The following is a 12,827-nucleotide window of genomic DNA, read 5'->3' as shown; positions in this document are numbered from 1 at the left end:
CAGTCCTCGGCTCAGTCCTCGGCCGACAGCAGTCCGGCTCGTCTGCGCATCAGCAGCGCCGTCACGGCCATCGCGATCGCGAACAGCACAAGTGAGAGCACACAGGCGGCTCCGGTGTTGAAGTTCTGAAAGCCGAGCGAATAGACGAGCTGCGGCACGGTGAGCGTGGAATGGTCGGGATAGCCGGGCTGAATGACCGTTCCGGGTCCGATGCTGACCCCCGAGGCGAGCTTTCCGGCGACCAGTGCCTGGGTGTAGTACTGCATGGTCTGCACGACACCCGTCACGACGGCGAACATCACGATCGGGGTGATCGACGGCCAGGTCACATAGCGGAACTTATGGAACGCCCCGGCGCCGTCGAGTTCGGCCGCCTCGTACTGGTCCCTGGGCACGTCCAGCAGGGCGGCCATGAAGATGACCATGAGATCGCCGATGCCCCACAGGGAGAGCAGCACGAGGGAGGGCTTGGCCCAGGCCGGGTCGTTGAACCAGTTCGGCGCGTCGATCCCGACTTTCCCGAGGATGTCGTTCACCGGGCCGGTGCCGGGGTTGAGCAGAAAGACGAAAGCGACGGTGGCCGCCACCGGAGGGGCGAGATACGGCAGATAGAAGGCGGTACGGAAGAACCCCACCCCGGATTTGATCCTGGTGACCAGCAGCCCGATGCCCAGGCCGAAGACGACCCGCAGCGCGACCATCACCACGACCAGCCAGAGGGTGTTGCACAGCGCCGGTCCGAACAGCGGCATCTGCTCCAGCACATACCGCCAGTTGCGCAGCCCCACGAAGGTCGGAGCCTCGATCTGGTTGTAGTGCATGAAGGAGAAGTAGACGGTGGCGATCAGCGGATAGCCGAAGAAGACGCTGAAGCCCACCAGCCAGGGGGAGAGAAAGCCGAGGGTGCGCAGCCGCTCACGGCGTGCCTTGCGACGCAGGGCGGTGGAGTTCGTCAGGGTGGCCATATCGCACTCCGTCAGTTCTGTGCCTGGAGATTGTCGGCGTCGATCTCGGCATCCAGTGTGCGTAGCCCCGCGTCCAGGTCGTGCACCTTGCCCGCCTCGACGTCGTAGGAGAAGTCCTGGAGCGAGGACACGTACTGACCGCCGTTGATGGAGGGCGGCATGGCGGTGCTGTGGGGGTTCTGCGCGATATCGAGGAAGGCCCGGAAGGTGGGATCCGCGTCCAGCTTCGGGGAGGTGAGCGCCGCTTTGGTGGACGGCACATTGTGAATGGCGTTGGCGAAGGCGACCACCTGATCGGTGTCGGCGGTCAGGAACTTCACCAGTTCCCAGGCGGCGTTCTGGTGGGTACTGCTGTGCGCGATGCCGATCACCGTACCGGTGAGATAGCCCCGGCCGTAGGTCTCGGGCTGGTCGTCGGGCACGGGCAGCGGTGCGGTGCCCCACCGGAAATCGGCACCCTTCATGAAGAGCCCGCGCCATTCCCCGTCCAGATGCATGGCGAGCTTTCCGGTGAGAAAGGCGTTCTGGGACGACATCTCATCACCGAAGGAGGTGCGGAACGTCTCCAGCGGGCCGTAGCCGCCCTGGCGCCGGATCAGTTCCCGGGTGGTGGCGTAGAACTCCTCGGTCGCCTTCTCCTTCGCCAGCCGCGCCTTGCCGTCCTCGTCGAAGTAGTCCGGACCCCACTGGGCGAAGAAGCGGTCCGGGCTGTTCTGGTAGAGCCGGAAATTGGGCATGAAGCCGACCCGCTGATAGCCGCCGTTCACGGTGCGCTTGGTCAGCTTGGCGGCGTCACGCTTGAGCTCCGACATGGTGCGGGGCGGCCGGGTGATGCCCGCTTCCTCGAAGGCGTCCTTGTTGTAGTACATGCCGTACGCGTCGGCGAGCAGCGGGAGGGCGCACTGGTCGCCCTGGTAGCTGGTGTAGTCCAGCAGCGTTTTCGGGAAGACCGCGGTCTTGTCCAGCCCGGTCTTCCGCATGAACGGATCGAGATCCACCCACATCCCGGAGGAGCAGTACTGCCCCACATTGTTGGTGGTGAAGGAGGAGACGACGTCGGGGGCGTCGCCCCCGCCGGCCCGCAGCGCCTGATTCACGGTGGCGTCGGTGACGTTTCCGGTGGCCTTCACCTTGATGTTGGGGTGGAGCTTCTCGAACCGGGCGATACTCGCATCGATCGCCTTGACCTCGTTCTTCTCCGACCAGCCGTGCCAGAACTTCAGCGTGACGGGTTTGGTCGGATCGTCCTCGGCGCTGCCGGTGCTGGGATGTGCACAGCCCGTCAGGAGGAGGGCGCCGGCGCTCAGCACCGAGGCGAAAGCGGCCAGTTTTCGTGGCATGGCGGACTTCCTTTACTGCGGTACGCGACCGCGCGGCGAATCGGTCAGCGAATCACATGCCGAACTTTCTACCTGGTCGGCCGCCGGATCAGGCGTCGTATCAGGCGTCGAATCGGGCGGTGTCGAAAACGGTCCGGCGGGCATCGGCGACCGCCGTCCGCAGCGCCCCGGTGAGAATCGGATTCCCCTCGATCTCACTGATCCGCAACTGCGGGCGGGGCAGTGCGAGACCGGTCATCTCGGCCTCGACCAGTTCGCGCAGCCGCTCCCCGCCGGCCTGGGCGACCTCACCCGAAAGGACGACCAGCTCCGGGTCGACCACGGCGACGACGGAGGCCAGTCCGGTGGCCAGCCGGCGGGCCAGCTCGGTCAGCACCTCGTCGCCCGCGCCGGGGGTGCGCCGCGCGGCGGCGAGCGCCTTGGTGGCCGTGGGGGCGTCGATCCCGTGGTCGCGGGCCAGTTCGACGACGGCGGGGGAGCCGACCAGCTTCTGGAACCCGCCGCCCCCGTCCGGCCGGGCGGCGGCGTCCGGTCCGCCCCGTGCCAGCGGCGCGCCCGGCAATGGCATATAGCCGATCTCCCCGGCCCCGCCGGTGGCGCCGCGCAGCAGGGTGCCGCCGAGCACGATGGCCGCGCCGACCCCCTCGTCGGCCCAGACCAGGGCGAAGTCGTCGAAGTCCTGGGCGGTGCCGTGGTGTTGTTCGGCGACGGCGGCGAGGTTGACGTCGTTCTCGATGACGATCGGGGTATGCAGCACCTCGGCCAGCTCGTCCCGCAGGGTGCGGGACTGCCAGCCGGGCAGATGCGGGGCGTAGCGCAGCGTCCCGGTGCGCGGGTCGAGCGCACCGGGGGTGCCGATCACGGTGGTGTGCAGATCGTCCCGGCCGAGCCCGGCGGCGGTCAGCGCCCCGTCCACCGCCTCGGCGACCAGCTCGCCGGTCCGGTGGGTCACGCTCTCGTCGGTGGCCGGGGCCGTCACCCGGTGTTCGCCGGCCACCTGGCCGGTGATGTCCGCGACGGCGGCGGTGATGCCCTCCTGGTCCACGGCGAGCGCGGCCACATGGGCGGCGGCCGGATCGATCTCGTACAGCTGCGCGTTGGGCCCCGGCCGTCCGGTGACGTTTCCGGTCGTACGGACCAGGCCGACGGTCTCCAGGCGGGTCAGCAGCTGGGAGGCGGTGGGCTTGGACAGTCCGGTCAGCTCGCCGAGCCGGGTCCGGGTGAGCGGCCCGTGCGCGGCCAGCAGCTCCAGTGCCGCGCGGTCGTTCATGGCGCGGAGGACGCGGGGGGTCCCGGGCGTGCCGCCCTGAGTACTGCTGCCGGGTGGTGCGGCCATGGTGCTGCCCCCGTCCCTCAGGTCGTGGAGAACTCTGTTAGGAAAGTTTCCTATTGATGGACAGCAAGCTAGGGGGCGGACCGGGGTGGCGTCAATGGGTCATGGCGGGCTCCGGCTGGGTTCTTCGGGTGGGCCTCGGGTGGGCTTTCCTTGGCGGGTTCTTGGCGAAGAGATGGGTCTCGCATGGAACTGACATGGACAAGTCACCGCAAGAGTGGCCTCCGGTGGGGTGGCTGTGATCGTCAGTGGCCGTGATCGTCCGTGGCGGTGGCTGCCGGCGCCCGCCGGAATGCGACCACTCGTATCGCAGGGGGTTTGGTGAGATCTTTCGCTTCCAGACAGCGCACGGCCCGTTCCAGACAGCGCACGGCCCTGGGGCTGGCGGCGGTGCTGCCGTTGGCGGCCGGTGCGCTGGCACTGGGCGTACCCGCGGCGCAGGCCGACTCCGCACCGCACGGCCGTGACACCCTGAGCGGCACCAAGCCCGCCTGGGCGACGGCGGGTTCGGACCGCGGCGCGACCGACGACGACCATAAGGTCACCGCGCGCGTCTATCTCGCCGGACGGGACGCCAAGGGGCTGGCCGAGTACGCGAAGGCGGTGTCCGACCCCTCCTCGCCGGACTACGGCAGGTACCTGTCGGCCCGGCAGACACAGGCACGTTTCGGGCCGACACGGCAACAGAAGGACGCCGTGACCGCTTGGTTGGAGGACTCCGGGCTCGATGTCACCGGCGGCAATGAGCACTATCTGTCCGTCACCGGTGACGTCGCGGCCGCCGAGCAGGCGTTCGGCACCCAGCTGCACAACTACACCAAGGGCGGCAAGGTCTACCGGGCGCCGTCGAAGGCGGCCACCGTGCCCGCCTCGCTCGACGGCGCCGTGCTGACCGTCGTCGGTCTGGACAACGCGCCCAAGAAGGCCAAGCACGACGAGACCCTCCCGCCACCCGGGCCGGTCTTCGAGAACGCCGGACCGTTCTCGAGCTACTACGGCTCCCGGACCGACCGGAGCCTGCCCTCGGCCTACGGCGCCAAGCAGCCGTACGCGGTCAAGGGGTACACCGGCAAGCAGCTGCGCGCCGCCTACGGCGCCAAGCGCGGTGACACCGGTAAGGGCGTCACCGTCGCCATCACCGACGCCTTCGCCTCGCCGACGATAGCCGCCGACGCCGCGCGATACGCTCGCCGCAACGGCGACCCGGCCTACGCCAAGGGCCAGTTGACGCAGGTGCTGCCCGCCGACTACCGGTACACCGAGGAGTGCGACGCGGGCGGCTGGTACGGCGAGGAGACCCTCGACGTCGAGGCCGTGCACGCGGTCGCGCCCGCGGCGGACATCGTCTACGTCGGCGGGGCGTCCTGCACCGACAACGACCTGATCGACGCGCTCGCCAAGGTCGTCGACAACCGGCTGGCCGACATCGTCTCCAACTCCTGGGGCGACGTGGAGGCCAATGAGACACCGGACGTGGCCGCCGCCTTCGACCAGATCTTCCAGCAGGGCGCGGTCGAGGGCATCGGCTTCTACTTCTCCTCCGGTGACAACGGCGACAACGTGGCCGCCACCGGTGTCAAGCAGGTCGACACCCCGGCCAACTCGGCGTGGGTGACGGCGGTCGGCGGCACCTCCCTGGCGGTCGGCAAGGGCGACACGTACCAGTGGGAGACCGGCTGGGGCACCACCAAGGCCACCCTCACGGCCGACGGCACCAGCTGGGACGCACTGCCCGGCGCCTACACCTCGGGCGCCGGCGGCGGCACCAGCAAGACCGTCGCCCAGCCCTTCTACCAGCGCGGTGTGGTGCCGGACTCGCTCGCCCTCGCGGGCGGCGGCTCCACCAAGCAGCGGGTGACCCCGGACATCGCGGCCGTGGCCGACCCCAACACCGGCTTCCTGGTGGGGCAGACGCAGACCTTCCCGGACGGATCGCTCCAGTACGGCGAGTACCGCATCGGCGGCACCTCGCTGGCCGCGCCCGTGATCGCCGGTGTCCAGGCGCTCGCCCAGCAGGCGCGCGGCGGACAGCCGATCGGCTTCGCCAACCCGGCGCTGTACGACCGGTACGGCACCGCCTCGTACCACGATGTGACCGACCACCCGCTGGGCGCCGGTGTCGCGCTGGGCGTGGTCCGGGTCGACTACGTCAACGGCCAGGACGACTCCGAGGGGCTGGTGACCTCGCTGCGCAGCCTCGGCCGGGACAGCTCGCTGCACGCGGTCGTGGGCTACGACGACGTGACCGGTGTGGGCACCCCCGCGGCCGGCTACCTCGCCTCGTTCGGCGGACACCACCGCCGTTGAGCCGACGCTGCCGTCAAGGCGATGCCGGTAAGGCTCCCGTTCCGTGCCGGGGCGGGAGCCTTACCGCGTCCGCGTCGTCACTTCGACGTGGGCGGCGGCACGGTCGCGGAGGGAGTGGAGGGAGCGGCGGACGAACCGGCGGAGGGAGTGATCGGGCTGGCGGCCGCGGACTGCGGTGAGTCCGGGTTGGACAGCGCCGACGGCGCCGCCGCGGTGGCCGCCGGATCGGCGGGGGCGTCGGTCTGCAGATCCGGCTCCACGGGCCGGCCGATGAGCTGGATGCCCGCCTCGTCCAACGCCTTCTTGATCCGCCAGCGCAGCTCACGCTCGACGCCGACCGACTTGCCGGGCATGGTCCGTGCCGACACCCGGACGATCATCGAGTCCAGATAGACCGCGTCGAGCCCCAGGACCTCGATCGGCTCCCACAGCCGCTCGTTCCACGGCTCTTCCTTGGCCATGTCCACACCGACCTGCGTGATCACGGAGCGGACCTGGTCCAGATCCTCCTCGGCCCCGACCTGGACGTCGACCCCGGCCGTCGCCCAGCCCTGGCTGAGGTTGCCGATCCGCTTGACCTCGCCGTTGCGCACGTACCAGATCTCGCCGTTGTCCCCGCGCAGCTTGGTGACCCGCAGACCGACCTCGATCACCTCACCGGAGGCCACCCCGGCGTCGATCGTGTCGCCGACCCCGTACTGGTCCTCGAGGATCATGAAGACACCGGAGAGGAAGTCGGTGACCAGGTTGCGGGCGCCGAAACCGATCGCCACCCCCGCGACCCCGGCGCTGGCCAGCAGCGGTGCCAGATTGATCTCCAGCGCGGAGAGGATCATCAGCGCCGCGGTGCCCATGATCAGGAACGAGGCGACGGAGCGCAGCACCGAGCCGATCGCCGCGGAACGCTGTCGCCGCCGCTCCACGTTGACCAGCAGCCCGCCGAGTGCGGTGCCGTCGACGGCCTGGGCCGTGCGGTTCATGCGCTCTATCAGCTTGGTGATCGCCCGCCGGACGACGGACCGCAGCACGAACGCGATGATCAGGATCAGGGCTATGCGGAGCCCGATGCCGAGCCAGGTGGACCAGTTCTCCTCCACCCAGCCCGCGGCGTTCGTGGCGCTCTTCTGCGCATCGTCGAGAGTCGTGGGACGAGGCGTCGAGTCAGCGGCCAGAGCAGCGGACCAGAACACAGCAGAAACCCTTCGTATGCGACATGCCCGCACGGATCACCCGCGCGAAACCTCTCACACACTAGCCGGGCCCGGGAGGCGCCGTTCCTGTGTTCGAGAGCGCGCGAGCGCGCCCAGGGGGCGCGTATGAGCGGGCCCGGAGGCCGCAGTTCCACCCGCTGTCCGGCCGCGGGCGGGGCGGGCCGTGATTCTTGCCACTTCGAAGGTCGCGGCCACCGCCCGCGCACCCATTGCGCGAGCGCGTCGGCAGGCCATCGGGGCGGTGGTCAAGCGGTCGGCGAACAGAGGGTGTGCGGGCGGTATACGCGCGGTACGCGGAAATGCCTCTCAACCGTTAACCCGGTGATAGTGGCGTTCCGCCCAGGGTTCAGGGGAAACTGGGGGAGATCGTCCCGGCGCGAGCCACGCGCCGCCGGCGTACAAGGAGGCCCCCGTGCCGCATGTCCTGGTCCTCAACGCGTCGTACGAGCCCCTCGGCGTCGTACCGCTCCGCCGCGCGCTCGTACTCGTCCTCAACGACAAGGCCGTCAGCCTCGAGGACTCAGGCGCCCTGATGCACAGCGCAACCCGTGTGATACCCGCCCCCAGCGTCGTCCGGCTGAAGCGCTTCGTGAGGGTGCCCTTTCGCGGCCCCGTCCCGCTCACCCGCCGCGCGCTGTTCGCCCGCGACGGCGGCAGATGCGCGTACTGCGGTGGCGTCGCAACCAGCGTCGATCACGTCATCCCGCGCAGCCGTGGCGGGCAGCACACATGGGAGAACGTGGTCGCCGCGTGCCGTCGCTGCAATCACGTCAAGGCCGACCGTCATGTCGCCGAGATCGGCTGGCGGCTGCGCCATCAACCCGCACCGCCTTCGGGGCTCGCGTGGCGGATCATCGGCACGGGGCATAGGGACCCGCGCTGGCTGCCATACCTGCAGGCATACGGCGCGGAGGACGCCATGGCCCGGATCGACGGCAGATCTGCCTGAGGCCGGGCCATTACTGTGTCTGCCCGCAGGTGCCCTGGCCCTGGTCCTTGCGGCGGTGGCGCTCGACGTCCCGGACGCGGATGCATCGTGTGTCCGGGGCGTCCATGCCGATCGTCGACCCGGGCGCCCTTCCCGTGGGTGGCACCGCGAACGACCGGAATGTCGGCATGGTGCGTGCCTCACCCATCGGGTGGACCGGGACGGGGTGCGGCGCGTCCGGCGCAAGTCTGACGGACGAAGGGCGGTCCTGTTCGTAAACTCTGTGCCCTCAATCCCCTGTCGCCGTTAAATCGCCGCCCAGAGGGAATGTGAGCTACAGCACGTCCGGGTAGCGTTTACGTCTGCGTCCGCAGGGAGTGGGTAGGGCTCGACATGACCCACTGCCGACAACCCCACGGAGGTCCGTGTGGCCGCGTCAGCTCAGCTTCTGCTCTCCGCCCTGTCCAAACCCGGCCCCGAGGTGTCCAGCGAACCGGATCCCTTCGACGGGGTCTCCGACCCCGACTGCGGGCTGTGCGGCCTGGACGGCTTCGGGTCCGGAAGCGCCGCGGAGGCGCCCCTCACCAGCGAGCCCCCGCTCGCCGACAACATCCCCCTGACCAGCGAGCCCCCGCTGGCCGCCGAACGTCCTCTGACGAGTGAGCCGACCGCCGCCCTCTCCGGCGCGGACACGGGCTGCGAGCCGATGGAGTACTGATGGGCAGAGCGCGGCTCGCCGAGCTGCACGGTGTCGCCACCTCTTACGAGCCCGCCCCGGGCCGCACCGTCCAGGTGCCCGAGGACACGGTCGTCGCCGTACTCGCCGCGCTCGGCGTGGACGCCTCGACCCCCCGATCCGTACGCGAAGCGCTGGACCGGCATGACAGCCGGCGGCGCGACCGGCTGCTGCCCCCCTGCGTGGTGGTGCGCCCCGGCAAGACGCCACGCCTCAGTCTGCCCGAGGGCACGGCACTGCGGGTGCGTGCCGAGGACGGCACGCACGTGCGGGGGTGGGCGGCCGTGCGGGCCCGCGGCGCTGATGGCCCCCTTACGGATGGCACGCGTGCCGACGGCCCTCTTACGGATGGCCCTCGCACGGACGGCCCTCTTACGGAGGGCCTTCGTGTGGATGGCCCTCTTACCGAGGGCACCGGCGCCGTCGGCCTCCTGGCCGGGCTCGCCGCGCTGCCGCCCGGCGCCCACACCCTGCTCGCCGAGGCCCCCGACGGCCGCCGCGCCACCGCCCCCCTCATCGTGGCCCCCGACCGGATGCCGTTATCCCCGGCCCGCAGCCACGGCTTTCTGGTGCAGCTCTACTCGCTGCTGTCCGCCCGCTCGTGGGGCATGGGCGACCTCGGTGACCTGGCCGACCTCGCCGCTTGGTCGGGGCGGACGCTCGGCGCCGGCTTCGTCCAGATCAACCCGCTGCATGCCGCCGTCCCCGGCACCCCGGCCGCGCCCACCGACCCCTCGCCCTACCGCCCCTCCTCTCGGCGCTTCCCCGACCCGGTCCATCTGCGGATCGAGGACGTACCCGAATACGCCCATCTGCGCGGCCGCGCCCGCGAGCGGGCCGATCGGCTGCTGGAGGCCGCCGCCGCCCTCCGTGTGTCCGTCCTGCGCGAGGGCGCCCTCATCGACCGCGACGCCGTATGGGCCCTCAAGAGCGAGGCCCTGGAACTGGTGCGGACGGTCCCGCTCAGCCCCGGCCGCCGCGCCGCCTACTGCGACTTCCTCGCCGAGCGCGGTCAGGCCCTGGAGGACCACGCCCTGTGGTGCGCGCTCGCCGAGACCCACGGCCCCGCATGGCGCACCTGGCCCGACGGGCTGGCCGATCCGCGCTCCGCGCGCACCGCGCGGGCGCGCGCCGAGCATCTGGACCGCACCGACTTCCACTGCTGGCTCGCCTGGCTCACCGACACCCAGCTGGCGGCGGCCCAGCGCGCCGCGCGCGACGCGGGCATGGGCATCGGCCTCGTGCACGACCTGGCGGTGGGGGTCCATCCCTCGGGCGCCGACGCCTGGGCGCTCCAGGACGTCTTCGCCTCCGGGATGTCGATCGGCGCGCCGCCGGACGCCTTCAACGCCCGGGGCCAGGACTGGGGCCTGCCGCCATGGCGCCCGGACGCCCTCGCGGCCACCGGCTACGCCCCCTACCGCGATCTGCTGCGTGGCCTCTTACGGCACGCGGGCGCGCTGCGCATCGACCATGTGATGGGGCTCTTCCGGCTGTGGTGGGTCCCGGAGGGGCGCGAGCCGACCGAGGGCTGTTACGTCCGCTACGACGCGGAGGCGATGCTCGGCGTGCTCGCCCTGGAGGCGCACCGGGCCGGGGCCGTCGTCATAGGGGAGGACCTGGGGACGGTCGAGCCCGGCGTGCGGGAGGAGCTGGGGCGGCGGGGAGTGCTGGGCACATCGGTGATGTGGTTCGAGCGCCACTACGCCGAAGCCGAAGCCGAAGCCGAAGCCGAAGCCGAAGCAGAAACCGAAACCGAAGCCCAAGCCGAGGCCGCTGCCGCCCCCGACGGCGACCCGGGCGCCACCACCGGCGCGGCCCGGCCGCTGTCGCCGGAGGAGTGGCGCGCGGACTGCCTGGCCACCGTGACGACCCACGATCTGCCGAGTACGGCCGCCCGGCTCACCGGCGACCATGTGGAGCTCCGCCACCGGCTGGGCCTGTTGACCCGGCCGCTCGCCGAGGAGCGGGCGGCGGACGCGGCCGAGGTCGCCGAGTGGCTGACGCTGCTGGGACGGCTCGGGCTGCTGCCGGAGGGGCCGGGCGACGAGGAGGCGGCGGTCAAGGCAGTCCACCGCTTTCTGCTGCGCACCCCGGCGAAGATGGTGGGCGTCTGGCTGCCGGACGCGGTGGGGGACCGCAGACCCCAGAATCTGCCGGGCACCTGGGACCAGTACCCGAACTGGCGGCTGCCCATCGCCGACGCCGAGGGGCGCCCGATGTCACTCGAGGAACTCATCGCCTCGCCCCGGCTGCGGGCCCTGATGGCCGAGGTGTCCCGGCTCACCCCGCGTGCCCCGGCCCCGTGAACGCCCTCCCAGGAACCGCCTCCATAGGTGGGTCACAGGTGGGCCTGCCGTGTCCGCCTCCCGCGCGGCGCCACGGCTGCTGTCACCCACCGTCCACCGCAGCGAGGCGGACCGTAACCGAGGTGATCTCCAAGCCCGGTCATGGCCACCTCAACGGCATGGTAAAGACCACCCCGGGCACGCGGCGCCGAGGGGCGTCGGATAACTTGAGTCCGTGAGCAACAAGGTCAAAAAGAACGCCGTGCGCGCCGGTGCAGTCATCGCCGCGACGACGGCGATGCTGCTGATGTCGTCTCCCGCGTTCGCGCTCACCCGCGACGACGGTGACGACCCGGGTCCGGGCCTGAGCGTCGCCGAGACGCTGGGCCTCTACGTCGCCGCTCCGATCATCCTCTTCCTGGTGATCGCGGGTCTGGTGATGGCGGGAGACAGGAAGTCCCGCAAGCAGACCGACTGAGCGATCGATCGACGAAGCGCGCGTACGCCGCTGCCAGGGCGCCCCGGCCATTCGGCCGGGGCGCCCTTGTCGTTGCCCGGACCACCTTCTCTTCCGCTCCGGGTCGCCAAGTCCGCTCGGGTCACGGCGGGTTCACCGGGCGCCATCCACAGGTCCCGGGCCGTTTATTTTCGCTTTAACCTACGGTGTCGTAACCTACGGGGCCGTAGGTAAAGCCCGTCGCCCCCGTCCCCCTGGAGCCCCGCCGTGACCCTTGCCCCCGCCCATCTCCACGGTCAGGCCGTATGGAGCGACACCCAGCTCCTGTACGCACTCGAAGAGGTCGTCGAGACCGAGCTCAACCGGCATCTGAAGGTCGCCAAGGAGTGGATGCCGCATGAGTACGTCCCCTGGAGCGACGGCCGGAACTTCGACGGCGTCATGGGCGGTGAGGCATGGGCCCCCGACCAGTCCAAGGTCAGCGAGGTGGGCCGGATCGCGCTCGTGGTCAACCTCCTCACCGAGGACAACCTCCCCAGCTACCACCACGAGATAGCGACCCTCTTCGGCCGCGACGGAGCCTGGGGCACCTGGGTGCACCGCTGGACGGCCGAGGAGGGGCGTCACGGCATCGTGATGCGCGACTACCTGCTGACCAGCCGGGCCGTCGATCCGGTGCAGCTGGAGCGGTTCCGCATGGATCACATGTCCGAGGGCTTCGAGTCGGACAACCAGCACAGCATGCTGCACACCGTGGCCTATGTGGCCTTCCAGGAGCTGGCCACCCGCATCTCGCACCGCAACACCGGCCATCACTCCGGCGACCCGGTCTGCGACCGCATGCTGGCGCGCATCGCCACCGATGAGAACCTGCACATGATCTTCTACCGGAACCTGCTCGCGAAGGCGTTCGAGCTGGCCCCGGACCAGACCATGTGCGCCGTCCGCGATGTGGTGGTCAACTTCCGCATGCCGGGTCATGGGATGCCCGGCTTCGAGCGCGCCGCCGCCCAGATCGCCATCGGCGGCATTTACAACCTGCGCATCCACCACGACGACGTCCTCCAGCCAGTGCTGCGCTTCCTGAAGGTCCTCCAGATCGGCGGGCTCGGCCCGGAGGGGCTCAAGGCCCAGGAGGAACTGGGGCTCTACATGGGCGGATTGGACGATCAGGCCACCAAGTTCGACGAGCGGCGTGAGGCGCTGCTGGCCCGTCGCAGGGCCCGTGCCGAACGAGCGTGATCACTCTGGCACCATCGGGT

The 12,827-nt window shown here is 70.5% G+C and carries 10 protein-coding genes; 6 read left to right on the top strand and 4 right to left on the bottom strand.

All coding sequences use genetic code 11. The features are described from left to right. Positions 1-11 precede the first annotated feature (11 nt). From N6H00_RS14305 to N6H00_RS14295, 3 genes are all read right to left on the bottom strand, one after another. Complete coding sequence (locus N6H00_RS14305) at positions 12-965, bottom strand: carbohydrate ABC transporter permease (RefSeq protein ID WP_268972052.1); 954 nt, start codon at positions 963-965, stop codon at positions 12-14. Between the two features lie 11 nt (positions 966-976). Then, positions 977-2,305 carry an ABC transporter substrate-binding protein gene (locus N6H00_RS14300; protein WP_268972051.1) on the bottom strand — a complete coding sequence of 443 codons (1,329 nt, stop codon included), beginning with the start codon at positions 2,303-2,305 and terminating at the stop codon, positions 977-979. Between the two features lie 100 nt (positions 2,306-2,405). Then, on the bottom strand, positions 2,406-3,641 hold the full coding sequence (locus tag N6H00_RS14295) for an ROK family transcriptional regulator (protein ID WP_268972050.1): 1,236 nt from the start codon (positions 3,639-3,641) through the stop codon (positions 2,406-2,408). 378 nt (positions 3,642-4,019) lie between these two features. Here N6H00_RS14295 and N6H00_RS14290 point away from each other — a divergent pair, with 378 nt between their 5' ends. Next, a complete protein-coding gene (locus N6H00_RS14290; RefSeq protein WP_268976962.1) occupies positions 4,020-5,945 on the top strand; it encodes a S53 family peptidase in 1,926 nt (641 codons plus the stop codon). Positions 5,946-6,022: 77 nt separating this feature from the next. On the opposite strand, the gene N6H00_RS14285 is transcribed toward N6H00_RS14290, so the two are convergent. Then, the gene (locus N6H00_RS14285; RefSeq protein ID WP_268972049.1) at positions 6,023-7,135 is read right to left on the bottom strand and encodes a mechanosensitive ion channel family protein; all 1,113 of its coding nucleotides are present in this window, start codon (positions 7,133-7,135) and stop codon (positions 6,023-6,025) included. A 433-nt stretch (positions 7,136-7,568) separates the two neighbouring features. Here N6H00_RS14285 and N6H00_RS14280 point away from each other — a divergent pair, with 433 nt between their 5' ends. From N6H00_RS14280 to N6H00_RS14260, 5 genes are all read left to right on the top strand, one after another. Then, entirely contained in the window at positions 7,569-8,105 is a 537-nt protein-coding gene (locus N6H00_RS14280) for an HNH endonuclease (protein WP_268972048.1), read from the top strand. Positions 8,106-8,511: 406 nt separating this feature from the next. Then, a complete protein-coding gene (locus N6H00_RS14275) occupies positions 8,512-8,802 on the top strand; it encodes a hypothetical protein (RefSeq protein WP_268972047.1) in 291 nt (96 codons plus the stop codon). Then, positions 8,802-11,129 (top strand): 4-alpha-glucanotransferase, encoded by a 2,328-nt coding sequence (malQ, locus tag N6H00_RS14270; protein ID WP_268972045.1) that lies wholly within the window; start codon positions 8,802-8,804, stop codon positions 11,127-11,129. The genes N6H00_RS14275 and malQ overlap by 1 nt, the downstream gene beginning before the upstream one ends. Before the next feature lie 214 nt (positions 11,130-11,343). Next, entirely contained in the window at positions 11,344-11,586 is a 243-nt protein-coding gene (locus N6H00_RS14265) for a hypothetical protein (RefSeq protein WP_014060726.1), read from the top strand. A 246-nt stretch (positions 11,587-11,832) separates the two neighbouring features. Continuing rightward, complete coding sequence (locus N6H00_RS14260) at positions 11,833-12,807, top strand: acyl-ACP desaturase (RefSeq protein WP_268972044.1); 975 nt, start codon at positions 11,833-11,835, stop codon at positions 12,805-12,807. The last annotated feature ends 20 nt before the right edge of the window (positions 12,808-12,827 follow it).

This window comes from Streptomyces sp. S465 (assembly GCF_026898115.1).
Lineage (GTDB): Bacteria > Actinomycetota > Actinomycetes > Streptomycetales > Streptomycetaceae > Streptomyces > Streptomyces luomodiensis.
The sequence above is the reverse complement of the archived record's forward strand: the minus strand, read 5'-3'. Positions and strand labels throughout refer to the sequence as shown.

Excerpts from the sequence above, each read along its gene's own strand:
- N6H00_RS14305 (WP_268972052.1), bottom strand. The coding sequence starts at position 965 with ATGGCCACCCTGACGAACTCCACCGCCCTGCGTCGCAAGGCACGCCGT.
- N6H00_RS14300 (WP_268972051.1), bottom strand. The coding sequence starts at position 2,305 with ATGCCACGAAAACTGGCCGCTTTCGCCTCGGTGCTGAGCGCCGGCGCC.
- N6H00_RS14295 (WP_268972050.1), bottom strand. The coding sequence starts at position 3,641 with ATGGCCGCACCACCCGGCAGCAGTACTCAGGGCGGCACGCCCGGGACC.
- malQ (WP_268972045.1), top strand. The coding sequence starts at position 8,802 with ATGGGCAGAGCGCGGCTCGCCGAGCTGCACGGTGTCGCCACCTCTTAC.